A 25,555-nucleotide genomic window follows, 5' to 3' on the forward strand; every position below is an offset into this window, starting at 1 on the left:
ATTCGTTTTAGCCGCATTTGTGCGACGCCCGATTCCACTTGGCTGCAAAATGCTCTACAAGCTCCACAGCCGCTTGGCGTTGCCGGACAGCAGTTGCTGCCGTTCATCGGTGCTGGTGCCGGCGAGCAGCGCGTGCGTTGCCGCCACCCAGGTCGCAAGCCCGCCGCCGAGCGTGCAGACCGGCCAGTCGCTGCCCCACACGACGCGGTCCCAGCCGAAGCATTCGATGGTGTGCTCGACATAGGAACGCAGCGTTTCGACAGTCCAGGATCCGGCATCCGCATAGGCGACCACACCGGAAATTTTGCCGACGACGTTCGGGCGCCGCGCGATCTCCGCCATGTGCTCGCGCCAGGGGTGCTCGGCACCACCCTTGATGTCGGGCACGCCACAATGGTCGAGCACGAACTGCACGTCCGGCGCGAGGTCGGCGAGTGCAATCGCCTTGGGGATCTGGTGCGGCAGAACGACAAGGTCGAAGGTCAGGCCGCTGCCGGCAAGCCGCTTGATGTTTTCACGAAACAGCGCGCCCTCCGAAAGCTCGTCCGGCATGACGTGCAGCACGCGGCGAAAGCCTTTGACGAAAGGATCGGCGCGCTGGCGCTCGAGATAGGCGGCAAAGCCGGGCTCTTCCGGACGGCAGGAGGCAATTGCCCCCCGCAGCAAGCTGGCCTTTTCCCGCGACAGCGCTTTGACACGGCTGGTTTCAGCCTCGATGTCGGCAGGATCGACATCGACCTCCATATGCAATGCGCCCTCGATGCCGGCGCGGCGGGCCTGGACTGCATAGTCGTCGTAGGAGAAATCGCGGTTGAGTGCCGGCACGCCGGCCAGCCAGGGATAGCGCAGCGCGGACTGGTCGATCAGGTGCAGATGGGTGTCGAAGATCATGGCGGCGCTCCTCCTTGGCGACTTCGAGATCATCTCACGGAGAAATTCTTCATTCAAATAAGAATTCATCGCGATTGCTTGACGGTCGATCCCGCCAGTTGCGACAGCTTTTCGGTCGCTGCCAGCAGCAGCTCTATCGTCCTGGTGATGTCGGGCGCCTTGGGTGCGTTGACCAGGGTTATGTAGGGGATCGACAGTGCGGCGATGGCCTTGCCATCCGAGCCGAGAACGGGCGTCGACAGATTGAACACGCCGGCCGTCTGCATCGACGCCATCATCTCGTAGCCGCGTTCCCTGATCTGGTCGAGGCGGGCGAAGAATTCCGGCGACTGCGGCGGCTTGTCGGTACTGCGCAGATGTTCTGAGATCATCATCTGCCGCTCTTCCGGCGGGCGGAACGCCAGCAATACATGGCCGGACCCGGTGTCGAACAGGCTGATATGCGAGCCGACGCGGATGGAGATGCCCCAGTAATCCGGCGCCTCCTGCTGTGCGATCACCACCGCGGAACCGCGGTCGAAGACGACCAGCTGATTTGCCTGCTGTGTGGTTTCGGCCAGTTCGCGCATCAGCGGCGTCGCGTAGGAAGCCAGCCGGCGCACCGGCGCGTGCAGCTGCGCCAGGCCAAACAGCTTGAGCGTCAGCGAGTAACGGTCGCCATCCGGCCGCGTGACATAGCCGCGCCGCACCAGCCGATCCAGCATGCGATAGAACTCGTTCGGGCTGCGGTCGAGTTTCTTGGCGATTTCCGCCTGCGTCAGGCCGCCGTCGACGCCGGCCAGCAGCTCGAGAATGTCGAGCCCCTTGTCCAACGCCGGGGCTCGATAGCGGTCGTCTTCCTCGTCCTCTGCCATTGGGCTTCTCCAGTGAATTTCACCTTTCATATACGCATAACGGCATTGCTTCCGGAAGAACTTTCGGCTTGACGATCCTATAAATGTTTTGTTTGTATATGAATGAAGCTGCCGATCAGCCCTCGCTATGGATCGACGCAGACTCTTGGGAGGATACAATGACGAAACTGTTTTGCGGCCTGTCGGCCGGCGTAACGCTGCTCGCACTTGGTGCGAGTGCTGCCCTTGCTGCCGACCTGCCCGGTAAATTCGACGGCGTCACCATCGACGCCAAGCTGATCGGCGGCCAGCAATATGAAGGGCTGTACGCGCGCATCGGCGAATGGGAAAAACTGACCGGCGCCAAGGTCAACGTGATCTCGAAGAAAAACCACTTCGAGCTCGACAAGGAGATCAAGTCGGACATCGCCTCCGGCAGCATCAACTGGTGCGTCGGGTCGAACCACTCGTCCTTCGCGCCGCAATATCCTGATATCTACACCGATCTCAACAAGCTGCTGCCGAAGGAGGAGATCGACGCCTTCGTGCCGTCGACGATCAAGGCCTCCACGCTCGAGGGCAAGCTGGTCATGCTGCCTCGCGCGCAGTTCGACGTCTCGGCGCTCTATTACCAGAAGAGTCTCTACCAGGACGAAGCCAAGAAGGCCGCCTACAAGGCCAAGTACGGCAAGGATCTGACACCGCCCGACACCTGGGACGAGGTCGCCCAGCAGGCGGAATTCTTCGCCAGCCCGCCCGATTTCTACGGCACCCAGTTCGCCGGCAAGGAAGAGGCGATCAACGGCCGCTTTTACGAGATGCTCATCGCCGACGGCGGCGAATACCTCGACAAGGACGGCAAGCCGGCCTTCAACTCGGAAGCCGGCGTGCACGCGCTCGACTGGTTCGTCAATCTCTACAAGGCCAAGGCGGTGCCGGCCGGCACCACCAACTATCTGTGGGACGATCTCGGCCAGGGCTTTGCCTCGGGCACCGTCGCCATCAACCTCGACTGGCCGGGCTGGGCAGGCTTCTTCAACGATCCGAAGTCATCGAAGGTCGCCGGCAATGTCGGCGTGAAGGTGGCGCCGAAGGGATCGGCCGGCATTCGCACCGGCTGGTCGGGGCACCACGGATTTTCGGTCACCGAAAACTGCGCCAGCAAGGAAGCCGCGGCATCGCTTGTCTGGTTCCTGACCAATGAGGACAGTCAGAAGCTCGAGGCGGCAAGCGGCCCACTGCCGACCCGCACGGCGGTGTGGGACTGGGACATCCAGCAGGCGGCCAGCGATCCTTACAAGAAGGAAGTGCTGGCGGCTTTCCAGGAAGAGGCAAAGCACGCTTTTGCCGTGCCGCAGACACCTGAATGGATCGAAATCTCCAACGCCGTCTATCCCGAATTGCAGGCCGCCATCCTTGGCGACAAGACCTCCAAGCAGGCGCTGGACGACGCTGCCGCCAAGGCCACGCAAATCCTCGAGGACGCCGGCAAGCTTTGACCATTCTCCCAAGGGGGCGCCGCGCTCATCGAAGAGCGGCGCCCCCGAACTTTTTACGACCCATGCGCAACACGCTTTGTCTTGATCCCGGCGCGCCGATGGCGGCCTTCGGTGTCCGGGCACCAACCAGAACCGGATCGCCATGAAAGGCTGGAGACCTTCGCCGCCATTGCTGCTCCTGCTGCCGGCGGTGATCGTTCTGGCGGCGGTGGTGGTGGTGCCGCTGCTGCTTTCGCTCTATTCCAGCTTCACGCCGTTCCGGCTGACCAGGCCGGAGACGTTCTGGGTCTTCATCGGCGCGCGCAACTACGTCGCCATCCTGACCAGCCGCGCTTTCTGGGTCGCCTTTGCCCGCACCGTGGTGCTGCTGACGGTGGCGCTCAACCTGGAAATGCTGATCGGGCTCGGGCTCGCCCTGCTGGTGGAGAAGGCATCGCGCGGCCAGCGGATCCTGCGCACCATCATGATGTTTCCGATGATGTTTTCGCCGATCCTCGTCGGCTTCCAGTTCAAATTCATGTTCAATGACAATATCGGCCTGGTGAACAACGCCCTGCAGGGGCTCGGCCTGACCGATCGCGCCATCCCGTGGCTGATCGACGGCAATCTCGCCTTCATCGCCATCCTGATCGCCGAGATCTGGTCGTCGACCTCGGTGTTCGCGATCCTGATCCTGGCCGGGCTGCTGGCGATGCCGCGCGAACCGGTCGAGGCGGCCCGCGTCGACGGCTGCACGCCGTGGCAGACATTCCGCTATGTCACCTGGCCGTTCATCATGCCGTTTGCCTTTATCGCCATGACCATCCGCTCGCTTGACGTCGCGCGCGCCTACGACATCGTCAAGATCATGACCGACGGCGGCCCCGCCGGCCGCACCGAACTGGTCTGGACGCTGGTCGCCCGCACCGCCTATGGCGACGCCAGGATGGGCCTGGCCAATGCCATGGCCTATTTCTCGATCCTGCTGTCGATCCTGTTCACCGTCTATTTCTACCGCAAGCTCGCCGCGGCGCGCACGCAGATCGCGGCGGAGTGGTGAGGATGGACCAGAACAGCCTGCATCGCGTCGGCAACAAAGCGCTCGGCATCGTTCACGGCATGGGACTGTCCCTGGCCATGCTGGTCATCTGCCTGCCCGGCATCTGGATCGTGCTGTCGTCGCTGCGGCCGACCGTCGAAATCATGGCCAAGCCGCCGGTGTGGATCCCGCAGCAACTCTCGCTCGACGCCTACATCGCCATGTTCAGCGGCGTCGGCCAGGGCGGCATTCCGGTGCTCGACTACTTCCGCAATTCGCTGATCATCTCGGTGACCTCGACGGTGATCGCCATCGTCATCGGCATGGCCGGCGGCTACGCCTTTGCGCGCTACCGCTTTCGCGCCAAGTCGGCGATGTTCCTCGGCCTGATGCTGACGCGCACGGTGCCCGGCATCGCGCTGTCGCTGCCGCTGTTCTTCGTCTTTGCGCGGCTCGGCATCATCGACACGCATTTCGGGCTGATCCTGGTCTATGTCGCGCTCAACGTGCCGTTCACCGTTTGGGTGATCGACGGCTTTTTCCGCCAGGTGCCGAAAGATCTCGCCGAAGCCGCGCAGATCGACGGCTGCACGCGCTGGCAGGCGTTCTGGCAGGTCGAGTTTCCACTCGCGGGGCCCGGCATCGCCTCGGCCGGCATCTTTGCCTTCCTCACTTCATGGAACGAGTTCGCGCTCGCCTCGCAGCTGACGCGCTCGATCAACTCCAAGACCCTGCCGGTCGGCCTGCTCGACTATACGGCCGAATTCACCATCGACTGGCGCGGCATGTGCGCGCTGGCCGTGGTGATGGTCATACCGGCGCTCACGCTTACCTTCATCGTCCAGAAACACCTCGTCGGCGGCCTCACTTCCGGCGCGGTGAAAGGCTGACATGGCAACCGTATCGCTCAAGAACCTCACCAAAAGCTATGGCCCGGTGGCGGTGGTGCACGGCATCGATCTCGAGGTCGCCGACCGCGAATTCATCGCGCTGGTCGGGCCGTCCGGCTGCGGCAAGTCGACAACCCTGCGCATGATCGCCGGCCTCGAGGCGATCAGCGACGGGATCATCGAGATCGGCGGCCGCATGGTCAACGACCTGCCGCCGCGCTCGCGCAACATCTCGATGGTGTTCCAGTCCTACGCGCTCTACCCGCATATGACGGTGCGCGAAAACCTCGGCTTCTCGCTCAAGATAGCCGGCGCCGCAAAGGAAGAAATGGACCGTCGCGTCGCCGAAGCATCGGGCATTCTCGGCCTCGACCAGTTGCTCGACCGCCGGCCATCGCAGCTGTCGGGCGGACAGCGCCAGCGCGTCGCCATGGGCCGCGCCATCGTGCGCGATCCCGACGTCTTCCTGTTCGACGAGCCGCTTTCCAATCTCGACGCCAAGCTTCGGACGCAGATGCGCACCGAGATCAAGAAGCTGCACGCCAAGGTCCGGTCGACGGTGATCTACGTCACCCATGACCAGGTCGAAGCGATGACATTGGCGGACCGCATCGTCATCATGCGTGACGGTTTCATCGAGCAGGTCGGCACACCCGACGAGGTCTTCCGCCGGCCGCAGACACGCTTCGTCGCGGGCTTCATCGGCTCGCCGCCGATGAATCTGCATGAGGCGGTTGTCGACGACGGACAGCTGCTGTTCGCCAGCGGCGAGAGGCTGCCTTTGCCCAGCCAGTTCAAGGCCAATATCGAGGCCGGCGACAAAGTCGTGTTCGGCCTCAGGCCCGACGACATCTATCCGACCGGGCATGGCATCAGCTCCGGCGAAGACGTCGACGTCCACCAGGTGGAGTTGCCGGTGACCGTCACCGAACCGCTCGGCAACGAGACGCTGGTGTTCGCCGAATTCAACGGCAGCGACTGGGTATCGCGGATGCTCAATCCAAAGCCGCTGAAAGCCGGCGACCGGGTCAAGATGAGCCTGGACCTGTCGCAGGCCCATCTGTTTTCTGCTGAAACGGGCAAGACATTGCGAGGTTAAAACCATGGCAAAGATCGAGAAAATCGAACTGCGGATGGTCGACCTGGTGCCGAAGGTCAAGCGCACCGATGCCATCCAGAGTTTTGTCAGCCAGGAAACACCGATCGTCACCATCACCGACGCCGACGGCGCGGTCGGCACCGGCTACAGCTATACGATCGGCACCGGCGGCTCCTCGGTGATGCGGCTGCTGGCCGACCACCTTGCGCCGCGGCTGATCGGCCGCGACGCCGACATGATCGAGGCGATCTGGCACGAGCTGGAGTTCGCCACCCATGCCACGACGATCGGCGCGATCACGGCAATCGCGCTCGCGGCCATCGACACTGCCCTTTGGGACCTGCGGGCCAGGAAACAGAGGCTGCCGCTGTGGCAGCTGGCCGGCGGCGCCAAGGACCGCTGCCCGCTCTACACGACCGAAGGCGGCTGGCTGCATATCGAAACCGAGGCGCTGGTCGCGGATGCGCTGGCCGCCAAGGGCAAGGGGTTTCGCGGCTCGAAGGTCAAGATCGGCAAGCCGCACGGCTCCGAGGATCTTGCCCGGCTGACGGCGGTCCGCCGGGCGGTTGGAGATTCCTACGAAATCATGACCGACTGCAACCAGGGCTTTTCGGTCGACGAGGCGATCCGCCGGGCCGAGCGCTTGCGTGAACTCGATCTCGCCTGGATCGAGGAACCGTTGCCGGCCGACGACATAGACGGCCATATCCGCCTGTCGAATGCGACGTCTACGCCGATCGCCGTCGGCGAGTCGCTCTACTCGATCCGGCATTTCCGCGAATATATGCAAAAGGGCGCGTGTTCGATCGTGCAGGTCGATGTCGGTCGCATTGGCGGCATCACGCCGTGGCTGAAGGTGGCGCATGCAGCCGAGGCGTTCGACATACCGGTCTGCCCGCATTTCCTGATGGAACTGCATGTCAGCCTGACATGCGCCGTTCAGAACGGCAGATATGTCGAGTATATTCCCCAGCTCGACGAGCTGACCGGCAAGAAAATGCGTATCGAGAACGGGCACGCATTGGCGCCGGACGAACCCGGCATCGGCATCGACTGGGACTGGGATGCGATCAAGGCGAAGAGCATCGCGGAATTCACCATGGCGATAGAAAAATAGGAGGCGGACATGCAGCGAATGGGAATGGTGCTCGGCCTCAAGCCGGAGAAAGTCGCCGAGTATGTGCGGCTTCACGCTGCTGTGTGGCCGGACGTCCTCAAGATGATTTCCGCCTGCAACATCAAGAATTATTCGATTTATCTGAGGGAGCCGGAGCACCTTTTGTTCAGCACCTTCGAGTACCACGGCACCGACTATGCCGCCGACATGGCGAAGATGGCCGCCGATCCCACGACGCAGGAATGGTGGGCGCTCTGCATGCCATGCCAGGAGCCGCTGCCAACCCGCAAGGAGGGCGAGTGGTGGGCGTCGATGGACGAAGTCTTCCATTATGACTGATGACATTTTCGATCCTGCCTCGCTCTCCCAGGCCTGGGCACAGCCGTCAAAGCGCAGGCCGATCGTGATTTTCGGCGCCGGCTCGATCGTCGGCGATGCGCATTTCCCGGCCTATGGGAAAGCCGGCTTCCCGGTTGCCGGGCTGTTCGACCCCGACCTGCCCAAGGCGGAAAAACTGGCGCAGAGATGGGGCGTCACCGCTTACCGGTCGGTCGAGGAAGCTGCGTCAATCAAGGACGCCGTCTTCGATCTGGCGACGCCCCCGGCTCACCACGCCGGCGTGCTCAGGGCGTTGCCCGACAATGCCGTGGCCTTGATCCAGAAGCCGATGGGCAGCAATCTCGCCGAGGCGACCGAGATCCTCGAAATCTGCCGCTCCAAAGACCTGAAGGCGGCGGTGAATTTCCAGCTTCGCTTCGCGCCGATGATGCTGGCGCTCAAGGATGCGATCGCCAAGGGCTGGCTGGGCGAAGTGGTCGATTTCGATGCATGGCTGGCGCTGGCGACACCCTGGCAGCTCTGGGAATTCCTGTTGCAGGCGCCGCGCGTCGAGATCGCCATGCATTCCATCCATTATCTCGACCTGATCCGGCAATTGCTCGGCGACCCCAAGGGGGTTCACGCCAAGACGCTCGGCCATCCCGGCCACAAGGTTGCGCAAACGCGCACCAGCGCGATTCTCGACTATGGCGACACGGTGCGCTGTGCACTGTCGATCAACCACGATCACAAATTCGGTCGAAAACACCAGGCCTGCGAATTCCGCATCTGCGGCACCGAAGGCGCCGCTTACCTCAAACTGGGCGTCAACCTCGACTATCCGCGCGGCGAGCCGGACATTCTCGAAATCTACCCCAAAGGCGGCACGGACTGGATTGCGGTTCCACTCGTCGGCGCATGGTTTCCGGACGCCTTTGCCGGCCGCATGGCCAATGTCCAGCGCTACGCGTCGGGCGAGGACGCCGAGCTTGTCAGTTCCGTCGAGGACGGCTGGAACACCATGGCGCTGGTCGAAGCCGCCTACCGATCGAGCGCGGCGCCGGCAACACCGATAGCGGCGAGGCCCTGACATGGAGCAGACAGTCTATTTCGAGGACTACCGGATCGGGTCGTCGCGCATGACCAGCGGGCGCACCATCACCGAGACCGACTTCGTCGTCCATGCCGGCCATACCGGTGATTTCTTTCCCCACCACATGGACGCCGAGTTCATGAAGACGACGCCGTTCGGGCAGCGCATCGCCCACGGCACGCTGGTGTTTTCGGTCGGCGTCGGGCTGACGGCCAGCGTCGTCAACCCGGTTGCCTTCTCCTATGGCTACGACCGGCTGCGCTTCATCAAGCCGGTGTTCATCGGCGATACGATCAGGACCCGCACCACCATCTCGGCTAGGGAAGACGACCCGAAGCGACCCGATTCAGGCCGGGTCGTCGAGCGCTGCGAGGTGATCAACCAGCATGGCGACGTGGTGCTGGTCGCCGATCACATCTACATCGTCGAGCGTCGCGACAAGCCGAGCAGAGCCTCGACAGATGACGCTGAAACCTAAAGACAAAAAAACCGCCTTGCGGCGGGTCCTCGGTGAATCATCACCATACGCAAATTAGTAGCATAGCTGCCGGCACAAAGCAAGAACAAAATGTGGCAAACCGGATAAATCGCGACAGGTTGCGCTGCCCCTTATCGCCCTGCGAACCCCGACTTGCAGGACTTGGGTTCCGCGGAGCAGGCGGATAGAGGTGGTGCCGACATCGGGAATTGGTCATATCCGGTTGACCGGATATACAGGCTTGCCGCCGCGCAGGACCGATGCGACATCGGCAAACACCTTGTTGCGAACCTCCGCGTAAGACTGGGTCGAGTAGTGCGCCGCGTGTGGACTGACCAGGACGGTGTCCAGCGCCAGCAGCGGATTGTCGGGCGAAGGCGGCTCCCGCTCGAACGTGTCGATGCCGGCGCCTGCCAGATGGCCGCGCCGGATCGCGTCCGCCAATGCAACCTCGTCGACCAGGCCGCCGCGGGCCACGTTGATGAGTATCGCCCCTTTCTTCAGCCGCGACAGGGCTTGCGCCGACATGATGTTTCTGGTCTCCGGTGTCGCTGGAACGTGCAGCGAGACGATGTCGGCCCTGGCCAGCAGCTCGTCCAAGCCGACCGGTTCGGCACCACCGGCCGCGATGCGCTCGGCCGGCATATGCGGATCGTAGGCGATGATGTGGTAGCCGAAGACCCGCGCCCGCTCGGCAGTCAGCCGCCCGATCTGGCCGAAGCCGATCAGGCCGAGGATCTGCCTGTCGGGCCGTGTGATGCCGGCGCCATCGGTCATTGCAGCCCAGCGGCCGGCGCGCACCGCGCTGTCGAACTGCTTCAGCCTGCGCGTCAAGGCCAGGATCAGGGCCATGGCGTGGGTGCTGACTTCAACCAGATTGGCGTCCGGCACGTAGGTTACCTGAACACCGGCACGGCTGGCAGCATCGACGTCGATCGAATCGAGCCCTACGCCGAACCGTCCGATGACCTTGAGCCTCTTCAGTTCCGCCAAAACGCGAGCCGTGATCGGCTCCCGCAATACCATCAATGCGTCGGCGTCGCGGCAGTGTTCGATCAGGGCATCTTCCGTGAGCAGCGTCTTCTCGACAAATTCGACGTTCAGGCCGTCAAGATAGCGCAGCTGCTCCTCCTCGACTGACAGCACACCGTCGGTCTTGATGATCTTCATGGCAAACTCTTGCTATGAGGCGCTGCGCGCCGAGGCGACGCCGGCGGCAAGGCCGGCCCCGAGAAACATCGTGTCGCTGGCCAGCATGTGGAAGCTGATGCCGTGCCGCGACCATTTGCCGACATCATCCGCCGAAGGGCGAAAGATGCCGACGGCCTTGCGGGCCGTGCGCGCCGCGGCCGCGATCCTCATAATCGCTGCATTGAGCTTTTCCTGGCGGGCCGGCCCCATGGCGTCGATCGAAACCGACAGGTCGCCGGGACCGATGAAGATCACGTCGACGCCGTCGACCTGGACGATGTCGTCGATGTTGGCGAGCCCTTCGGCCGTCTCGACCTGGATGGCGACCGTCAGGACCTCGTTGGCCGAGTTGAGGTAGTCCGGAATCCTGTAGCCGTAACCGGCGGCGCGGCCCGGGCCGACACCGCGGGCGCCGACCGGCGGGTACCGGCAGGCCATGACCGCCATGCGCGCTTGCTCGGCCGTGGAGACGCGGGGTACCAGGACACCCGACGCGCCGGCGTCGAGCGCGGCCGCCATCCACTCCGGCGCGTGGCCGGGAACGCGCACCATCGCGGGAACCTTGTGGACATCGGCGGCGCGGATCAGATCCTCGAGCCGTTCGCGGCCGATCTGCGAATGCTCCCAGTCGATGCACAGGAAATCGACCCCGCTGGCGGCGGCCACTTCGACCGCAACAGGGTGCGGGATGGCACAGAAGGTTCCGATGAGGCGATCGAGAGAGACACATTTCTTGCGAAAGTCGTACATGAAATCTCCAGAAATTTTCGGCGTCGGCAAAAACCTGTTTGCCTATGTGGCCCTTGACGAAGGATGCACGGCTTCCGTCGACATCGGAAAATGCCGGCTGCCGCCTGAAAACGGCGGGAAGGTCTTGTAGTCGGCGCGCATCTCCAGCCGCGCCGGCGATTGCAGCGCGTGCGTCAATGCAGCGGGACTGTCGAACATGACGCGATTGCGCTGCATATGGTCGATCCGCGGCCAGGGCAGCGAACCGCACCAATCCAGTCGCGACAGAACCTCGATGTGGCGAATGCCGGGGAAGCCCCGCATCAATTGCGGATGATGCGTCACATAGTGGTAGAGCCAGGCATTCATGTCTTCGGCCGGCCCGGGATAGTGGACAAGATAGCTGCAGGGCAGCCCGGACGTCTTGACGCCAGCGTCGTCGACGGGAAACGGACGCACGCACATTGCCTGTTGCGTCGGCCTCGAACCGGCGATGCTCGACAGCATACCAGGTGCGGCAAGCGCCTGCAGATGGCCGGACGGCGCCAGCGCCGCCTCCATGTCCGCCAGTTCGTCGAAATAGAGCTGGAAGCCAAAGACCGGCGGTGGACCATCGTTGTTGAACATGTCCGTCGCCACTTCGGGCAGATAGATATTTGCAAGCCCAAGGCCCGGCGTTGAAGCAATCACACGCCGCACGGCGTCAACGTCTTCACCGGCGATGGCCAAATTTGCCTCGCGGTCATCATGGAAGAAAGCAAGATAGGCAAAGCGCATGTGGACACCTGCTGGATCGAGTTCGACTAGATCAAATTCGGAAGAAAGAGAGCGATCTGCGGAAAGAGGACAATCAGCAGGATCAGCAGAAGCGTCAGCGCGATGTAAGGCGCCGCAGCCATGGCAACCGTCTTGAGCGATGTGCCTTTCGGCGCAACGCCGATCATGATGAACAGCAGCAGACCAAACGGCGGCGTGGTGAAGCCGACCTCGTAGGCGAGCAGCAGGATCAGCCCGAACCATACCGGCTCGTAGCCGAATTGCTGGGCGATCGGCAGGAAGATCGGCAGCGTGATCAGCATCATCGAGACCTGATCCATGAACATGCCGAGCAGCAGGATGACGAGCACCATCATGAGCAGCATGGGATACGGTCCAAGATCGTAGCCGACGATGAACTGGATAAAGCCGTTGGAGGCGCCGGAGAAGGCGAATATCTGCGAGAACGTCGTCGAAGCCGAGATGATCAGGAAGGTCATGCCGGTGACCTTCATCGCATCGTCCAGCGACTTCCAGACAACCGACCAGCTGAACCGTCGGTAGACAACCAACAAGGCGAAGACGGCGGCACAGCCGAGGCCTGCCGACTCGGTCGGGGTCGCTATTCCAAGGATGATCGTGCCGACCACCATGAACACGACGACGCTCATCGGAATGATGTTGACGGCAACCGCCCTCACCTTCTCGGCCGCGGGAACGGCGGGCACCGGATAGTGCGGAGCGGCGTCCGGATCGATCTTCGTCTGTGCGAAGATCAGCGCCGCATACATGACAACGAGCAGCAGTCCAGGCAGAGCCCCCGCGATGAGCAGCGCGCCGACGTCGATCTGGGCCAGCGAGCCGAGCAAGACGGCCAGCGAGGATGGCGGGATGATGACGGCAAGGCTTCCGGCGCCAAGCACCGGCCCGTAGGCCATATGCGGCTTGTAGCCCCGCTTCAGCATCTCGGGCACCATCAGCGAGCCCATCATGCCGGTATTGGCGAGGCTCGAGCCCGACAGCGCGGAAAAGATCGTGCCGGCGGCCAGCACGACATAGGCGAGGCGTCCGCGCAGATTGCCGATGCACAGGTCGAGCGCGTAGATGACCTTCTCGCCGAGGCCGGAGCGGAAGAACAGGCTGCCCATGACAAGAAACATCGGCAGCGGAGCAAGCGCGTAGGTCGAGACAGCGTCGGAGAAGTTGGCGACCATCTGCGTCACGCCGATCGAGCCGCCGAAGAACAGATACAGCCCGATCACATTGGTGACGAAGAACGCGAAGGCGACCGGCAGCCCAAGGCCCATCAACACCAGGATGGTGCCAACGAGCACGGCGAATGGAAACAGCCAGGCCACCGGTCAGAGCCCTTCCATTTCCAGCGGATCGAGCGTGTACAGCGTGTCACGGCCGAGCAGATATCTGAGCCATTCCAGCGCCGAGAGATAGAAGGCGAGCATGATGGGCAGAAAGACCAGCCATTTCGGCATATCGAAGCTGCGCGTTTCATATTCGCCGCCCGCAACGGCACTTGTCAGCGAAGACAGAGCGACGCTGCCGAGGTAGAGGCTGACGCCGATGCAGGCGAGATAGACCAGCTTTTCAAGCACCGCCCGTGCCCGCACCGGCAGCGCCTGGCGCAGGAACTCGACGAAGACATGGCCCTTGCTGTGGACCAGCCATGGCATCGGCAGGAATGCCGCGTAAAGCAGGCCGTATTCCGTCGCCGATACTGCCCAGGCAAGCGGCCTCAGGCCCAGATTGCGGACGCACACATCAGCAACCACCGCGACGATGATGAGGCCAAGCACCACTTTTGCCGCCGCCGCCAACGCAAGGCTCAGCTTCCCAATCACTGCAAACGATCTGTCCATTCCCGACGACCCTCATGTCCACCTTTGCCTCCTTGGCCCAGCTTTGATGGAGGGCACGCAAGGCACCCTCGGCTCGGGCTACTGGAAGAATTTCTTCAACTGATCGATGCTGGTGGGATCGCGTTTGGCCATTCTCGCCCAGCTCGCCTGCGTGGCAGCCGCCAGGAATTTGTCGCGGCCGGCGCCGGTCAAGCTGATCACCTTCTGCCCGCCGTCGATCATCGCCTGTGCCTGTTTTTCGGACTGGGCAAGGTTGGCGTCATAGCTCGCGCGCTCGTATTCGACGGCCGTGTCGGCAAGCAGCTTCTGCGCTTCGGGCGACAGCGTGTCCCATTTGGCCTTGTTGATCGAGATCAGCACGTCGGTTTTGAAGAACTGCGGGTCGACACGGTATTTGGTGAATTTGTCCCAGCCGAACGACGCATAACCAAATACCGTGTAGGCGTTGGCATTGACGACGCCGCGCTCGAGCGAGGTGTAGACATCCCCCGGCGCTTGCACGATCACCGTTGCGCCCAAGGATTCAAGGAAATCGCGGTAGAGCGGCGACGAGCGGATCTTCAGACTGCCCCAGTCGATGCTGCCTTCGCTGTTGAGCTTGGGTTCGTCGACGGTGAAGACGTTGAAGCCCGAACCCGCGTCGACATGCGCCAGCAGATGGGCATTGGCCTTCTTCTCGAAAATTCCGCTGATGAAATCCCAGCCGCCATTGTCGCGGACCTCCCACGGCGTCTTCGTCGATGCGGAGAAAACCTCGCCTTCGGGCACGAGTTCGAGGAACTGCCCTGCCGGTGTGTCGATCACATCGATCAGGCCGCTCCTAAGCGCCGCGCCCTGCTGGATCGGCGGAATGACCTCCGGCCCGCCACGGACGTTGATCTGGACCACGCCCTTGCCCTTTTCGTTCACTTTCTGAACGAACTTCAGGAAGCTCTGGGCGTAGCCGTTCTGCGTCGGTGTAAAATGCACGGCGTTGAGGACGACCTCTTCGGCCGCGGCGCTACCCGCCACACCTGACATGAGTGCAGCCAGAACAAGGGATTTCCAAATGCGCATTGCCATACTCCCTTTGATAGTTCGTCCATGATCGGGTCGATCTAAAATTGCAATCGCCGCGCCGCCGCGTGAACGGCGGTTAGTTGGCATCATCTCCTACTGTCAGGAACCGCCCATGCGCGTAGAAGACCGGCGATCGATGAGCGCGGTCCAGCGCAACGCCCGAGACGATGCCGATGACGATCATGTGCGATGCCCGCACGATGATTTCGGCCACCCGGCATTCGAATATTGCCCGTGCGCCGACAAGCAAGGGCGCGCCGGTTTCGCCACGCACCCATGATCCGGACGAGAACCGCGCGGCGCCCTTGGCTTTGGTCATGCCGCCAAAGGCACGTACAACGTTCTCCTGGTCGCCGGCGGGAAGATTGACCGAAAACGGCGAGCCTTCGCGAATGGCCGAGGCAAAGGTGCTGCCGCGGTTGACGCAGGCCAGCAGGGAAGGCGGCTCGGCGCTGAACGAACAGAGGGCCGTCGCCGTGATGCCGCAAAAACCGATCTCGTCATGTTCCGACGCGAGGATGGCGACCGAGCCCGCCACGGCCCGCATAGCCTGCTTGAAGGCGCGCGGATTGATGGCGTCGTGCCCATCCACCCACGGCGTCGGAATGGCGGCCGCCGGCATCAATTTACTCGAAGCCCGGCCTGGCGCATCAGCGGCAGCACGCGGTCGCAGAAGAATGGCAATTCGTAGGTGTAGTTGACGAATGTGAGGGCGGCGCCGGAATAACCCTGGTCCATGATCTCGGTGAGGTCGTCGACGATCTTTTCCGGCGTGCCGATGAGTGGGAAGGTTCCGGCACCGCCGGCGAACCTTTGCCGATATTCGGTGAAAGCCTTCGCATCGTGCGAGTTCGCGAATTCCTTCTTCTTGCGCATGTGCTCGTCGACCGCACCCTCGTCCGCGCATTCCAGCGCGTAGTGCCGGTAGTAATCCTCGGCTTCCTGCTGGGTCTCCCGGCAGACGACGTGACAAACCGTATAGACGCCGACTTCGCGCCCGACTTCGGCCGCGCGGTTGGTGATGTCGACCACATGCGCACGGCCGTCGGCAATTTCGGAAAAGGTCGAAAACAGATAATCGCAGTGGCGCGCTGCGTAGTTGCGCCCCGGCGCGCCGAAGGCGGCGTTCATGGTCACCGGTCGCGGCGCCTGCAGGCTTGGCGGCCGGCTGACGACGCCCTTCAGATCATAGAACTCGCCGCTGAAGTCGAACGGCTCCCTCGATTGATAGGCACGCACGATGATGTTGATCCATTCCTCGGCCTGATCGTAGGTCCGCTCGCCGACCGTCTGCCCGAACATGGCGAACTCATCCGGGTTCCAGCCGCAGACGATGTTCAAGCCGGCACGCCCGTTGGAGATGTGGTCGACCGTCGCCAGCGCTTTTGCAGCCTGCAGCGGATGAACCAGCGGCACATGCACCGTCATGAACAGGCCGATGTTTTCCGTGGCGACAGCAAGGCCCGCCGCCCAGGTGAACGTCTCGAACGACCATTCCCGCACATGCGTCAAACCGCCGAAGCCGCGCCAGCGGGCGATCGGCAGCAGAAACTCGAGGCCGGCGCGATCGGCGATGCAGGCGGAGTTTAGGTTGTCTTCCCAGCGGGCACGCCAGCGCTCGGGAACGGTGGTCATTGCCAGGCCGCCATCGGCATTCATTGAAAAGACGCCGAGCTTGAACCTGTTCGGCCCTTTCAGCGGGTGCTGCTTCCTGATCATGCTTTCCCCTGCCGCGACATGCCCTCACCTTCACCGTTGGAGTTTTGAAACGGTGGGCTAAGCTTCGTGAAACGCTCCTCGGCGTTCTGAATGAAGTGGGTCATGCGGTCGTAAGCGGCGACGGCGTCGCGCTTGACGAATGCCTCATAGATTGCGCGCATGCCGGCAACGATGACGGCCTGCGTCGGCTGGTGCGACAGCGTCCTTAAGCGGACGACGAGCACATGGTCGGCGAACCTTGCAATCGTTTGGGAAAGGCGCTCGTTCTCGACGGCGCCGAGCCAACAATTCCTGAATGCCGAATTGGCCTGGAAAAAGCGGTCGGCATCGCCGGCGGCGGCCGCAGCCTCGGCCTCCCGAAGCGCGGCTGCCAGCGTCTTGAGGCCAGCGGCGTCAAGTGTCCGTGCGGCGTGCGCGGCGGCCCGTGGCTCAAGCAGGCGGCGGACCTCGAAGATGTCGGCGACATCCGTCGCGGTAAGCGTGGGCAGGGTGAAGCCGCGTGTCGTGCCGACGAGATAGCCCTCATGCACCAACTGCATCAAGGCGTCGCGAACAGGCATTCTGGAAATGCCGAGCTGGGCGGCAATATCGACATCGACGAGCTTCTGGCCAGGCGCCAATTCGCCATGCTGTATCGTCAGCCGGATTTGTTGATAGACCTGGGCACGCAGATTGCCATCGCCAACCCGTTTGAGCTCTATCGTTTCCGTCATCCACGCCTTCCCATGCGAAGATTTCGTATATTGTTTGAGGCTGTGTTCTCGCAGTGATCCGTTGAAATGCAGCTACATATCGATAGAATTCGACCTGCAACGCCACGTCCAATGCGAAGTGGAGCACAGGCTGGATCGCCTGGCAAGATGTTTTAAGTTTATAATGTATACTGTTTGAGTTCGCTGTCCGAAGGGCAAAGGGTCACGCCATCCGTGCGGTCGCGCCGCGCGACGGCGGGGACAGCTAACGATCCGTGCGGTTCGGTAAAAAACGTACAGACGTTTTTCCGTGACACATCGAAGTTGACGGATTTAACTAAAATTACTTGCGATCTGCGCGCGCCGGCACGCCCACCCCGATCCCCTCGCCGGTACGCATCACTGGATCGCCCGCCGTATCGAAAGGTGCGGCGGGCTTTTCGTTTCGTTTGGCGGGGAGGCGCTTATGCGAGACTTGCCCAGGAATATCGACGCCGATGTCGTGATCGAAATCAGCAAGCTGCTCGACGACCGGGCGAAGTCCGTGCCCGTGCCGGTGCACAAGCTGGCGGCGATGATCCGGCTGGGCGTCGAGACGCGTCTGACCGATCACTCCATCGAAGAACTGATCGTGGAGATGGCCGCGACGCGGGGGCTTCCGATGCTGTTTGATTTGCCGGCGGCAAATGTCGACAACGTCGTGCCGATTGCCTCGGCGCGCCGTCCCCGCTGACACTTCGCTCGAACCTCACCGGTCGTCGCGTCGCCGCCCGACTTCATTTGTCCTGATGCGCGGGCCGGGTGTCGCCTTTCTTTTCGGGGTCGTGGGTATGGTGGCTGTCGCGTTCGCCGCCCCCGCCGGAGACCTTGCTGTGGCTGCGACGGTCGGAGTCGGCCGGCGGCTTTTCGACGCTCGGCGGCTTCTTGGCGTTTTCGTGCGCGGCGCCGGGACCGCCCTGGCGGATGCTGGCCGGAGTCTTCTTCGACGTGGACATGACCTAGCGATCCTGGACGTTGCCTTGATGGGTGGTGTTGACCTTCGTATTGCCTTGCTGGCCCTGCTTGTCGGGATCCGGAACGGCTGATTGCGGTGCCTGGTCGGCTGCTACCGGTTTTTTGTCACCGGCGCCCTTTGGGCTCAGATTCTTCGGCGGCACAGGGGGAGGTTTTGTGCTCATGGCGTGTCTCCTTCCGCCACCCAAACAAGCGGCTCGGGAGAAAGGTTCCCGATGGGCCCGGTCCGAACGGCAATTGCCTCGAATAGCCGGGCCCGCAGGCCGTGGCTTGGCCTGCACAATCCAGGATTATTTCTTGATGATGTTTCCGTTGTTCAGATCGAAGGCCTGGGCACCGAACGCCTGCCTGAAGAAATCCTCCTGCAGATCGCCCCATTCGCCAAGATAGGCGCCGCAATTGCTGCAATAGATCGGCGTCGAATCCTTCGGGTTGTCGGGAATTTCCATCAGGATCGTCCCGCACGCCTTGCAATCGAGCTTGTCATCCAAACGGCGGCCCATTGGCCTATAATTGCGCGTTTTCGGCCGCGCGCCAATTGTCGTATTCGTACGAAACTGCGAACGGTACGTTTTCCACCTGCAAGCGGGCAGCAGGCTAGCGGTCCGCCGGATTTCCGAACGCCGGATCGCGCCGCCTCGAATACCTTCCCACCCGCGGCAGCTCGTCTGGAAAGTCGACCCAGGGAAGCCTCATGTCCCAATATGCGTGAGCCTGCGGCGGAAACCGTTCGGGGTGGTCGAGAAAGCCGACCGACAGATAGAGTTCGTCGGGCAGGCCCTGGTCGACATAGCCGATCGATGTTCCGCAATCCGCACAGAAGGACCGGAGCACGCCGGGGGTTTTCGAAAAGGTCTTGGGCGTGCCGGTGAGCAATGTGAATTCGGAAGGCCGATAGCCGACCCACACCGTTAGCGGGCTTCCTATCGCCTTGCGGCAGTCGTCATCGTGATCGGAGCAAATCCAGAACGGCTCGCCGCGCATCTCCGCCGTTATGGCGCCGCAAAAACAGGACCCCGTTTCAGTTCGTGGCATTGCCTGCCTTCATTGCTGAGTCTCACTCATTGCTGGCCTGGCATTTCGGTATTTTCCTTGGGGTTCTTCTTGATGCCGGCGGCAGGCGAGGTATCGGCCGGAGCATTGCCACCCTGGTTCTGTTCAGGGGCTCTTTTGAGCGGCGAAGTTCGCCAGCCCATATCGCCGTACAAAAAGCCGATGAGAAAGCCGACGATGATGATGGCCGAAATCACCATCGCAATTAACGCGTTACGTCGCTCCATTTCGCGCGGCTCCTTTCTTCGAGCCGAACAAACGATGGCGGAAATGGTTCCGGCGAGACGGAACGGCGTGACGGGACGGAGCCGGCCGGGAACATTCAGCCTCACGGCGGGTTCGTATGAGCGCTCTTCTTACAGGGAGTGGCTTGCATGAGACCCGCCGTAACCGATCGCATCGAAACCAAGAAATACGACCACCCGACAGGCGGCTGGGGATCGCTCAAATCACTGGTCCGCAAGGCGCGAGGCGAAGGCCTGCTGTTGTCCGGGATATGGAGCACGCTGCTCAAGCAGAACAAGGCCGACGGCTATATGTGCGTGTCTTGCTCATGGGCAAAGCCAGCCCAGCCGAGGCCTTTCGAATTCTGTGAAAACGGCGCCAAAGCGACGATGTGGGACCAGACCAAGCTGCGCTGCGAACCGGCTTTCTTCGGCGAGCATTCGGTGACGGAACTGCTCGATTGGCCGGACCACGATCTTGAGAAGCAGGGCAGGCTTACCGAGCCCATGCGCTACAATGCCGCCACCGACCGTTACGAGCCGGTTTCCTGGGACGATGCATTCCGCGACATAGCTGCCGAACTGCGGCGGCTCGATCCCAAATCGGTGGTGTTCTACACGTCCGGCCGGGCCTCGCTCGAGGCCTCGTTCATGTACCAGCTTTTTGCGCGGATCTATGGGTCTTCGAACCTGCCCGATTCGTCCAACATGTGTCATGAATCGACCTCGGTCGGCTTGCCGGAATCGATCGGCTCGCCGGTGGGGACCGTGCAGCTCGAAGACTTTGCGAAATGCGACATGATGTTCTTCTTCGGGCACAATACCGGGGTGACGGCGCCGCGCCTGCTGCATCCGCTGCAGGAGGCACGTCAACGCAACGTGCCCGTCTTCACTTTCAATCCCTTGCCCGAGCGGGGACTGAAGCGCTTCAAGAATCCGCAAAACCCCCTCGACATGCTGTCGCCCGGACCGGGAACCAAAATGTCCAGCGACTACTTCCAGGTTCGTTCGGGCGGCGATATCGCCGCGATGACGGGTATCGCCAAGGCGTTGCTGGCGCTCGACGACGACGCCCGCGAAAGCGGCAGGACGCGTGTCCTCGACACGGCTTTCATCGCCGAACACACGCATGGCTTCGCCGAATTCGAAGCCTTCCTGCGCAAAACCCAGTGGAGCGATATCGTCGCGCGATCCGGCATTGCGCAGACCGACCTGGAGCATGTCGCCGAGGTCTACAGCCATGCCAACGCGGTGATCGGCAATTACGGCATGGGCTTGACCCAGCATCGGCACGGCACCGAGAACGTCCAGATGCTGTGCAACCTTTTGATGCTGCGCGGCAATATCGGAAAACCCGGCGCCGGCATTTCGCCGCTGCGCGGCCATTCCAATGTCCAGGGGCAGCGCACCGTCGGCATATCGGAAAAACCCGAGCTCGTCCCGCTCGACAAATTCGCCGAGTTCTACGCCTTTGAACCGCCGCGCGAAAAAGGCCTCGATACGGTCGAGACCTGCGAAGGCGTCATCGACGGATCGGTCAAGGGCTTCGTCGGACTCGGCGGCAATTTCGTGCGGGCCGTTCCGGAAACCGGCCTGGTCGAGAAAGCCTGGCGTGGGCTCGACCTGCATGTCGAGATCGCGACCAAGCTCAACCGCAGTCACCTGATCGCCGGCCGGACAACCTATTTGCTGCCTTGCCTGTCACGGCTGGAAAGAGACCATCAGGCAAGCGGCGACCAAAGGGTGTCGGTAGAGGATTCCACCGCCTGTATCCACGGCTCGTTCGGATCGCGACCTCCGGCTTCGCCGCATCTGCTTTCAGAGCCCAGGATCGTCGCCGAACTCGCCAAGGCCACGGTGCCGGGCAGGAGTTCGATCCCATGGGATGAGTGGGTTGGGGATTATTCCCGCATCCGCGACGAAATCGAGCGCTGCTACCCCCAACATTTCCGCGACTTCAACGAGCGTTTCCTGACGCCCGGCGGCTTCCATCGCGACATCAAGGCGAGCAAGCGGGTGTGGGAGACGCCGAACAAGAAGGCCAATTTCAAGCTGCCAAGTGGCCTTGAAACCGATCCTGACATCGATGTCGCCGGCGATGATGTGCTGACACTGATCACGGTGCGCTCCAACGACCAGTTCAACACGACCGTCTACGGCTACAACGACCGGCTGCGCGGCATCAGCGGCACACGCATGGTGCTGTTGATGAATGAAAAGGATATCCAGCGCCTCGGTTTGAGCGCGGGACAGGAGGTCGATCTCGAAGCCAACGCGCGGGACGGTGTGGAGCGCCGCGTGCACGGACTGCGCATCACGCCTTACTCGGTGCCGGAGGGAAATTGCGCCGGTTACTACCCCGAGCTCAACCCGCTGGTTCCTTTGTGGCACAGAGCCGAGAGGGCTCATGTTCCGGCGGTCAAATCGGTACCGGTGCGGATATTGCCATAGGCGTTCGTCGTTCGCGGCAGGCACGCACCACGCCGATGTGACTTGGCGCGACTTTCAATCGCGACCTCAGCCGGCTCGCGCGAGTTCATCCACGGCATTCAGGATCGCACTCTGGCTCGCCGGCTTCTGCACCATCCTGCAAGCGCGGAACCCGGCTGGAATTTCGCGTTCGCCAAAGCCTGAGAGGAAGGCGAACGGAACACCGCGCGTCCGTAACGCTTCCGCGATCGGATAGCTGGTCTCGTCGTTCAACTGGATATCCAGCAACGCGGCGTCGATCCCGCCTTCGCCAACGAGCCGGAGTGCCGCCGTTACCGACGAAACAGGTCCAACCACCTGATGGCCGGCTTTGCGCAGGTAAGCCGCCGCGTCGTCGGCGATCAGCCATTCGTCCTCGACGATCAGCACACGCATCTTTCCGGTCACGACGAGCCCTCACGGGTCAGAGGGAATGCGATTTCCGCCTCCAAACCATTTGAGTGGAAAGTTGTTTCAACCTTTCCGCCCAGCCGGTAGCCGATTTCTCCGCGCAGAAGAGTAAGGCCGAAGCCGCTGTCGGTTGGCTCCTTGATTCGGGGGCCGCCCTTCTCGCGCCAAGTGAGCCTGAAGGTTCCGTCCGCCACCAACCATTTCACGACTATCCGCCCGGCAGGTTTCGAAAGTGCGCCATATTTCGCGGCATTCGTCGCCAGTTCATGGATTGCCATGCCGAAGGAAAGCCCTTGTACCGGCTTGAGGCTTACCCGTTTGCCATGGAGTTCGAACCGTTCGGCCCCGAAGGGATCGAGTTCCTGGCGCAGCAGTTCCTCGACGGAAGCTTCGGTCCAGCTTTCTCGCGAGAGCAGACTGTATGCTCGTGACATCGCCTGCAGGCGGCCGATCAAGGCGTCGGCGAACTCGTCTTTCGACGCCGAGTTTTCACGGGTCCGGTTGGTGATGCTGGCGACGACCGCCAGCATGTTCTTGACGCGATGGTTCAGCTCCGAGATGAGCACCTGCTGACGCTCTTCCGCCTGCGCCAGCGTCGTCACGTCGATCATGGTCACGACCACGCCTTGGACGCCGCCGCTCTTGTCCCGATAAGGGTTGATGCGAACCAGGTGAAACCGGCCGTTGTCATCGCGCGCAAGGTGATGGTTCAGGGTCTCTCCCGTCTCGAACACCGCCTGGATGTGCCGCTTCAACTCGGGGTAGTCGAGTCGGCTCGAAAGATCGGTCAGCGGGCGGCCGACATCGGACGGACGCAAGTTGAAGAACGACGACGCGGCGGGAGTAAAGGTCCGCACCACAAGGTTGCGGTCGAGGAAGATGGTGGCGATTTCCGTGCTTTCGAACAAGTTTCTGAGATCGCTGTTGGCGCGATCGAGTTCCTCTATCTTGCCGGTCAGCTCCGCGTTGATGGTGTTTAGCTCTTCATTGAGCGACTGCATCTCCTCCTTCGAGGCCTCAAGCTCCTCATTGGTCGACTGCGCCTCTTCATTGACGGAGACGAGTTCCTCGTTCGAAGATTTTACTTCCTCCAGCGCGGTTTCGTATTCCTCGATGGTCGATTGCAGCCGCTCGCGTGTGTCGCGCAACTCCCGCTCGAGATTGGCCGCGTCGTCGGTGCCGCGGCTTTCGTGTGCCGGCTCGGAGCGGATCTGGGACTGTCCCACCGGATTGAACAGGACGAGGTAGAGGGGCTCGCCATTACCGCGTTCCGTGTATGGCTCGACCGTCAATGTAATGAACTGAAGCTGTCCGTCGTCTTCCTCGACCGCTATATTCTCCCGCACGACCGTGCGGCGCGTCGTGGCTGCTTCCCGCAACGCGGCGCGCAGTTCCAGTCTCAGCCCGTGGCGGGCCTGGGTCAGCAACTGCCGGCTCGGGGCGCCTTGCGGCGCTTCCAGATATTTGCCCGTCCGCGCCGAATAGTAGACGATGTCGCCATCGCCATTGACCAGAACGTGAGGCGGGGCGAACCGCTCCAGCACCTGAGCCTCGATCGCCTGGCGCAGTGAATGGCTGGCCGCATCCTTCTTCGAGCCGCCGCGTCCGACCGGAAGGGCACCCGTGCGGCCATTGCCGATCAGGACCGGCGGCCGCGGCGTGGCATGTTCCCGCGCCTGGAATATCCGCTGCTTCTTGTCGACCGTGGCAAACAGGTCACCGTGCTGACCGATGGTTTCCGAGGTCCCGAGGAACAGATAGCCGCCCGGGCGCAGCGCGTAGTGGAAGATCGGGATGACCCGGTTCTGGATCTGCGGGCCGAAATAGATCAGCAGGTTGCGACACGAAATCATGTCGATGCGCGAGAAGGGAGGATCGCGGATAATGCTGTGCGGCGAAAAGATGCACAGTTCGCGCACCTCCTTGCCGAGCACATAGCTCTCGCCGTCACTGTGGAAAAAGCGTTGCCTGCGCTCGGGCGAAAGCCCGTGCAGCAGCGCTTCTGGATAACGTGCCGCACGCGCCACCGCGAGCGCCGGCTCATCGATGTCGGTCGCGAATATCTGGACGCGCGGCGGCGCCGAAAGTTTCTCCATGCGCTCGCGCATCAGCATGCCGATCGAGAACACCTCCTCGCCGGTGGCGCAGCCGGGCACCCACACACGCACCGCATCGGAGGCGTTCTTGCCTTCGAAAATCTGCGGTATGATCTTGTCCTCCAGCAATTTGAACGCGTCGGCGTCGCGAAAAAAGCTGGTGACGTTGATGAGGAGGTCGCGAAACAGCTTCGCCACCTCGTCCGGATCCCTTTTCAGCCGTTCTGTGTAGGTGGTGATCGACTGCAGCTGCGTTATCTGCATGCGCCGCTTTACGCGACGCAGGAACGTCTTGGCCTTGTAGCCGGAAAAGTCGTGACCGGAATGGCTGCGCAAAATGGCGTAGATTTCATCGCGGGCCCGATCCATCTCGGCCTTGTGTTCGTCGTCTGCTTCGGTCAGGCCGTTCAGCACGTCGAAACCGCGGACAAACGCCTGAAGCTTTGCACCGATCTGCTCGGCGGGCGCCGCTATGTCGATCAGGCCGCTCGAAATCGCGCTCTGCGGCATGGCTGGATTGCGCGGGCCGGAACCGTTGGAGGCCTGGGCAATGGTCAGCCCGCCATGCTCCTTGATTGCCCTGGCGCCGAGCGTGCCGTCCGAATCGCCACCCGACAAGATAATGCCGACGGCATACTCGCCCTGGTCCTCGGCCAATGCGCTGAAGAAGATATCGATCGGCTTGCGCTCGCGGCTGAACGTGTTCGGCCGGCGCAGCGAAAGCGCGCCCTTACGGATGGTGAGAACGACGTTTTGCGGCATCACATAGACCTGGTCGGGTTGGACCGCTGCCCCCTCCTCGGCCACCAAGACCGGCATTTCGGTGTAACGTCGGATGACCTCGTGCAGCAGGCTTTCCCGCTCCGGGCTGAGGTGCGTGACGACGACGAACGCCATGCCGGTGCCGCCGGTCATTCCCTTGAACAAGCCCTCCATCGCCGGAATGCCGCCGGCCGATGCACCGACGCCGACTATGGGAAATCTGCCATTCTGGGATGCCACGCCAAGCCCCTGGTAACAGCCGCGAACACA

General features: G+C 62.2%; 28 protein-coding genes. 10 read left to right on the forward strand and 18 right to left on the reverse strand.

Translation table 11 applies throughout. From position 1 onward, the window contains the following. Positions 1 to 54 precede the first annotated feature (54 nt). Together NKH41_RS04020 and NKH41_RS04025 are read right to left on the reverse strand one after the other, a co-directional pair. Positions 55 to 891 carry an amidohydrolase family protein gene (locus tag NKH41_RS04020; protein WP_352777676.1) on the reverse strand — a complete coding sequence of 279 codons (837 nt, stop codon included), beginning with the start codon at positions 889 to 891 and terminating at the stop codon, positions 55 to 57. Between the two features lie 65 nt (positions 892 to 956). After that, the gene (locus tag NKH41_RS04025) at positions 957 to 1,745 is read right to left on the reverse strand and encodes an IclR family transcriptional regulator (RefSeq protein ID WP_352768375.1); all 789 of its coding nucleotides are present in this window, start codon (positions 1,743 to 1,745) and stop codon (positions 957 to 959) included. A gap of 158 nt (positions 1,746 to 1,903) precedes the next feature. On the opposite strand from NKH41_RS04025, the gene NKH41_RS04030 reads away from it, so the two are divergent. The 8 genes from NKH41_RS04030 to NKH41_RS04065 all read left to right on the forward strand — a co-directional run bounded on the left by NKH41_RS04030 (position 1,904) and on the right by NKH41_RS04065 (position 9,236). Then, entirely contained in the window at positions 1,904 to 3,223 is a 1,320-nt protein-coding gene (locus NKH41_RS04030; protein WP_352768372.1) for an ABC transporter substrate-binding protein, read from the forward strand. A 142-nt stretch (positions 3,224 to 3,365) separates the two neighbouring features. After that, positions 3,366 to 4,262: a carbohydrate ABC transporter permease gene (locus tag NKH41_RS04035; RefSeq protein ID WP_352612160.1), complete on the forward strand. Its 897-nt coding sequence runs from the start codon at positions 3,366 to 3,368 to the stop codon at positions 4,260 to 4,262. Between the two features lie 2 nt (positions 4,263 to 4,264). Continuing rightward, on the forward strand, positions 4,265 to 5,131 hold the full coding sequence (locus NKH41_RS04040; RefSeq protein WP_352768366.1) for a carbohydrate ABC transporter permease: 867 nt from the start codon (positions 4,265 to 4,267) through the stop codon (positions 5,129 to 5,131). Position 5,132: 1 nt separating this feature from the next. Continuing rightward, positions 5,133 to 6,230 carry an ABC transporter ATP-binding protein gene (locus NKH41_RS04045; protein ID WP_352451566.1) on the forward strand — a complete coding sequence of 366 codons (1,098 nt, stop codon included), beginning with the start codon at positions 5,133 to 5,135 and terminating at the stop codon, positions 6,228 to 6,230. A gap of 4 nt (positions 6,231 to 6,234) precedes the next feature. Continuing rightward, on the forward strand, positions 6,235 to 7,347 hold the full coding sequence (locus NKH41_RS04050; protein WP_352768363.1) for a mandelate racemase/muconate lactonizing enzyme family protein: 1,113 nt from the start codon (positions 6,235 to 6,237) through the stop codon (positions 7,345 to 7,347). A gap of 9 nt (positions 7,348 to 7,356) precedes the next feature. Beyond that, positions 7,357 to 7,686, forward strand: a complete 330-nt coding sequence (locus NKH41_RS04055; protein ID WP_023676093.1) for an L-rhamnose mutarotase — start codon at positions 7,357 to 7,359, stop codon at positions 7,684 to 7,686. After that, a complete protein-coding gene (locus NKH41_RS04060) occupies positions 7,679 to 8,755 on the forward strand; it encodes a Gfo/Idh/MocA family protein (protein ID WP_352768360.1) in 1,077 nt (358 codons plus the stop codon). Before NKH41_RS04055 ends, NKH41_RS04060 begins: the two co-directional genes overlap by 8 nt. Before the next feature lies 1 nt (position 8,756). After that, the gene (locus tag NKH41_RS04065) at positions 8,757 to 9,236 is read left to right on the forward strand and encodes a MaoC/PaaZ C-terminal domain-containing protein (RefSeq protein WP_352502203.1); all 480 of its coding nucleotides are present in this window, start codon (positions 8,757 to 8,759) and stop codon (positions 9,234 to 9,236) included. A gap of 213 nt (positions 9,237 to 9,449) precedes the next feature. Here the strand turns inward: NKH41_RS04065 and NKH41_RS04070 are convergent, their stop codons facing one another. From NKH41_RS04070 to NKH41_RS04110, 9 genes are all read right to left on the reverse strand, one after another. Beyond that, positions 9,450 to 10,406: a C-terminal binding protein gene (locus NKH41_RS04070; protein WP_352932128.1), complete on the reverse strand. Its 957-nt coding sequence runs from the start codon at positions 10,404 to 10,406 to the stop codon at positions 9,450 to 9,452. 12 nt (positions 10,407 to 10,418) lie between these two features. Beyond that, positions 10,419 to 11,177 (reverse strand): HpcH/HpaI aldolase family protein, encoded by a 759-nt coding sequence (locus NKH41_RS04075; protein ID WP_352768355.1) that lies wholly within the window; start codon positions 11,175 to 11,177, stop codon positions 10,419 to 10,421. Positions 11,178 to 11,219: 42 nt separating this feature from the next. After that, positions 11,220 to 11,933: a hypothetical protein gene (locus tag NKH41_RS04080; protein ID WP_352768352.1), complete on the reverse strand. Its 714-nt coding sequence runs from the start codon at positions 11,931 to 11,933 to the stop codon at positions 11,220 to 11,222. A 26-nt stretch (positions 11,934 to 11,959) separates the two neighbouring features. Then, positions 11,960 to 13,270: a TRAP transporter large permease gene (locus tag NKH41_RS04085; protein WP_352768350.1), complete on the reverse strand. Its 1,311-nt coding sequence runs from the start codon at positions 13,268 to 13,270 to the stop codon at positions 11,960 to 11,962. Positions 13,271 to 13,273: 3 nt separating this feature from the next. Beyond that, positions 13,274 to 13,786, reverse strand: coding sequence for a TRAP transporter small permease (locus NKH41_RS04090; RefSeq protein ID WP_352612143.1), 513 nt, complete (start codon positions 13,784 to 13,786; stop codon positions 13,274 to 13,276). Positions 13,787 to 13,864: 78 nt separating this feature from the next. Continuing rightward, entirely contained in the window at positions 13,865 to 14,842 is a 978-nt protein-coding gene (dctP, locus tag NKH41_RS04095) for a TRAP transporter substrate-binding protein DctP (protein WP_352750156.1), read from the reverse strand. A gap of 79 nt (positions 14,843 to 14,921) precedes the next feature. Beyond that, the gene (locus NKH41_RS04100) at positions 14,922 to 15,467 is read right to left on the reverse strand and encodes a flavin reductase family protein (protein ID WP_352768347.1); all 546 of its coding nucleotides are present in this window, start codon (positions 15,465 to 15,467) and stop codon (positions 14,922 to 14,924) included. Then, positions 15,467 to 16,561 carry an LLM class flavin-dependent oxidoreductase gene (locus NKH41_RS04105; protein WP_352455311.1) on the reverse strand — a complete coding sequence of 365 codons (1,095 nt, stop codon included), beginning with the start codon at positions 16,559 to 16,561 and terminating at the stop codon, positions 15,467 to 15,469. The genes NKH41_RS04100 and NKH41_RS04105 overlap by 1 nt, the downstream gene beginning before the upstream one ends. Next, the gene (locus NKH41_RS04110; RefSeq protein ID WP_352502196.1) at positions 16,561 to 17,277 is read right to left on the reverse strand and encodes a GntR family transcriptional regulator; all 717 of its coding nucleotides are present in this window, start codon (positions 17,275 to 17,277) and stop codon (positions 16,561 to 16,563) included. The genes NKH41_RS04105 and NKH41_RS04110 overlap by 1 nt, the downstream gene beginning before the upstream one ends. A gap of 481 nt (positions 17,278 to 17,758) precedes the next feature. Between NKH41_RS04110 and NKH41_RS04115 the strand changes: the two genes are divergently transcribed. Further along, a complete protein-coding gene (locus tag NKH41_RS04115) occupies positions 17,759 to 17,989 on the forward strand; it encodes a hypothetical protein (RefSeq protein WP_352932134.1) in 231 nt (76 codons plus the stop codon). Between the two features lie 43 nt (positions 17,990 to 18,032). Here NKH41_RS04115 and NKH41_RS04120 read toward each other — a convergent pair whose 3' ends face one another. The 5 genes from NKH41_RS04120 to NKH41_RS04140 form a co-directional block, all read right to left on the reverse strand. Beyond that, positions 18,033 to 18,251, reverse strand: coding sequence for a hypothetical protein (locus NKH41_RS04120; protein WP_352768342.1), 219 nt, complete (start codon positions 18,249 to 18,251; stop codon positions 18,033 to 18,035). Positions 18,252 to 18,254: 3 nt separating this feature from the next. Further along, on the reverse strand, positions 18,255 to 18,434 hold the full coding sequence (locus NKH41_RS04125) for a hypothetical protein (protein WP_352768339.1): 180 nt from the start codon (positions 18,432 to 18,434) through the stop codon (positions 18,255 to 18,257). A gap of 126 nt (positions 18,435 to 18,560) precedes the next feature. Then, the gene (locus tag NKH41_RS04130) at positions 18,561 to 18,719 is read right to left on the reverse strand and encodes a hypothetical protein (RefSeq protein WP_023716639.1); all 159 of its coding nucleotides are present in this window, start codon (positions 18,717 to 18,719) and stop codon (positions 18,561 to 18,563) included. 148 nt (positions 18,720 to 18,867) lie between these two features. Next, on the reverse strand, positions 18,868 to 19,305 hold the full coding sequence (locus NKH41_RS04135) for a GFA family protein (RefSeq protein WP_352768336.1): 438 nt from the start codon (positions 19,303 to 19,305) through the stop codon (positions 18,868 to 18,870). A 26-nt stretch (positions 19,306 to 19,331) separates the two neighbouring features. Then, positions 19,332 to 19,550: a hypothetical protein gene (locus tag NKH41_RS04140; protein WP_352472892.1), complete on the reverse strand. Its 219-nt coding sequence runs from the start codon at positions 19,548 to 19,550 to the stop codon at positions 19,332 to 19,334. Between the two features lie 147 nt (positions 19,551 to 19,697). On the opposite strand from NKH41_RS04140, the gene NKH41_RS04145 reads away from it, so the two are divergent. Further along, a complete protein-coding gene (locus tag NKH41_RS04145; RefSeq protein ID WP_352768333.1) occupies positions 19,698 to 21,998 on the forward strand; it encodes an FdhF/YdeP family oxidoreductase in 2,301 nt (766 codons plus the stop codon). A gap of 66 nt (positions 21,999 to 22,064) precedes the next feature. On the opposite strand, the gene NKH41_RS04150 is transcribed toward NKH41_RS04145, so the two are convergent. Then, positions 22,065 to 22,412: a response regulator gene (locus tag NKH41_RS04150; protein ID WP_352502221.1), complete on the reverse strand. Its 348-nt coding sequence runs from the start codon at positions 22,410 to 22,412 to the stop codon at positions 22,065 to 22,067. A gap of 8 nt (positions 22,413 to 22,420) precedes the next feature. After that, positions 22,421 to 25,525, reverse strand: a complete 3,105-nt coding sequence (locus NKH41_RS04155; protein ID WP_352777659.1) for a CheR family methyltransferase — start codon at positions 25,523 to 25,525, stop codon at positions 22,421 to 22,423. Positions 25,526 to 25,555 lie beyond the last annotated feature (30 nt).

It is taken from the genome of Mesorhizobium sp. M1169, from assembly GCF_040318345.1.
GTDB lineage: Bacteria > Pseudomonadota > Alphaproteobacteria > Rhizobiales > Rhizobiaceae > Mesorhizobium.

Bases quoted from the DNA above. Each gene is read 5' to 3' on its own strand.
- NKH41_RS04020 (WP_352777676.1), bottom strand. From the start codon at position 891: ATGATCTTCGACACCCATCTGCACCTGATCGACCAGTCCGCGCTGCGC.
- NKH41_RS04025 (WP_352768375.1), bottom strand. From the start codon at position 1,745: ATGGCAGAGGACGAGGAAGACGACCGCTATCGAGCCCCGGCGTTGGAC.
- NKH41_RS04030 (WP_352768372.1), top strand. From the start codon at position 1,904: ATGACGAAACTGTTTTGCGGCCTGTCGGCCGGCGTAACGCTGCTCGCA.
- NKH41_RS04035 (WP_352612160.1), top strand. From the start codon at position 3,366: ATGAAAGGCTGGAGACCTTCGCCGCCATTGCTGCTCCTGCTGCCGGCG.
- NKH41_RS04040 (WP_352768366.1), top strand. From the start codon at position 4,265: ATGGACCAGAACAGCCTGCATCGCGTCGGCAACAAAGCGCTCGGCATC.
- NKH41_RS04045 (WP_352451566.1), top strand. From the start codon at position 5,133: ATGGCAACCGTATCGCTCAAGAACCTCACCAAAAGCTATGGCCCGGTG.
- NKH41_RS04050 (WP_352768363.1), top strand. From the start codon at position 6,235: ATGGCAAAGATCGAGAAAATCGAACTGCGGATGGTCGACCTGGTGCCG.
- NKH41_RS04055 (WP_023676093.1), top strand. From the start codon at position 7,357: ATGCAGCGAATGGGAATGGTGCTCGGCCTCAAGCCGGAGAAAGTCGCC.
- NKH41_RS04060 (WP_352768360.1), top strand. From the start codon at position 7,679: ATGACTGATGACATTTTCGATCCTGCCTCGCTCTCCCAGGCCTGGGCA.
- NKH41_RS04065 (WP_352502203.1), top strand. From the start codon at position 8,757: ATGGAGCAGACAGTCTATTTCGAGGACTACCGGATCGGGTCGTCGCGC.
- NKH41_RS04070 (WP_352932128.1), bottom strand. From the start codon at position 10,406: ATGAAGATCATCAAGACCGACGGTGTGCTGTCAGTCGAGGAGGAGCAG.
- NKH41_RS04075 (WP_352768355.1), bottom strand. From the start codon at position 11,177: ATGTACGACTTTCGCAAGAAATGTGTCTCTCTCGATCGCCTCATCGGA.
- NKH41_RS04080 (WP_352768352.1), bottom strand. From the start codon at position 11,933: ATGCGCTTTGCCTATCTTGCTTTCTTCCATGATGACCGCGAGGCAAAT.
- NKH41_RS04090 (WP_352612143.1), bottom strand. From the start codon at position 13,786: ATGGACAGATCGTTTGCAGTGATTGGGAAGCTGAGCCTTGCGTTGGCG.
- dctP (WP_352750156.1), bottom strand. From the start codon at position 14,842: ATGCGCATTTGGAAATCCCTTGTTCTGGCTGCACTCATGTCAGGTGTG.
- NKH41_RS04100 (WP_352768347.1), bottom strand. From the start codon at position 15,467: ATGCCGGCGGCCGCCATTCCGACGCCGTGGGTGGATGGGCACGACGCC.
- NKH41_RS04110 (WP_352502196.1), bottom strand. From the start codon at position 17,277: ATGACGGAAACGATAGAGCTCAAACGGGTTGGCGATGGCAATCTGCGT.
- NKH41_RS04120 (WP_352768342.1), bottom strand. From the start codon at position 18,251: ATGTCCACGTCGAAGAAGACTCCGGCCAGCATCCGCCAGGGCGGTCCC.
- NKH41_RS04125 (WP_352768339.1), bottom strand. From the start codon at position 18,434: ATGAGCACAAAACCTCCCCCTGTGCCGCCGAAGAATCTGAGCCCAAAG.
- NKH41_RS04130 (WP_023716639.1), bottom strand. From the start codon at position 18,719: ATGGAAATTCCCGACAACCCGAAGGATTCGACGCCGATCTATTGCAGC.
- NKH41_RS04135 (WP_352768336.1), bottom strand. From the start codon at position 19,305: ATGCCACGAACTGAAACGGGGTCCTGTTTTTGCGGCGCCATAACGGCG.
- NKH41_RS04140 (WP_352472892.1), bottom strand. From the start codon at position 19,550: ATGGAGCGACGTAACGCGTTAATTGCGATGGTGATTTCGGCCATCATC.
- NKH41_RS04145 (WP_352768333.1), top strand. From the start codon at position 19,698: ATGAGACCCGCCGTAACCGATCGCATCGAAACCAAGAAATACGACCAC.
- NKH41_RS04150 (WP_352502221.1), bottom strand. From the start codon at position 22,412: ATGCGTGTGCTGATCGTCGAGGACGAATGGCTGATCGCCGACGACGCG.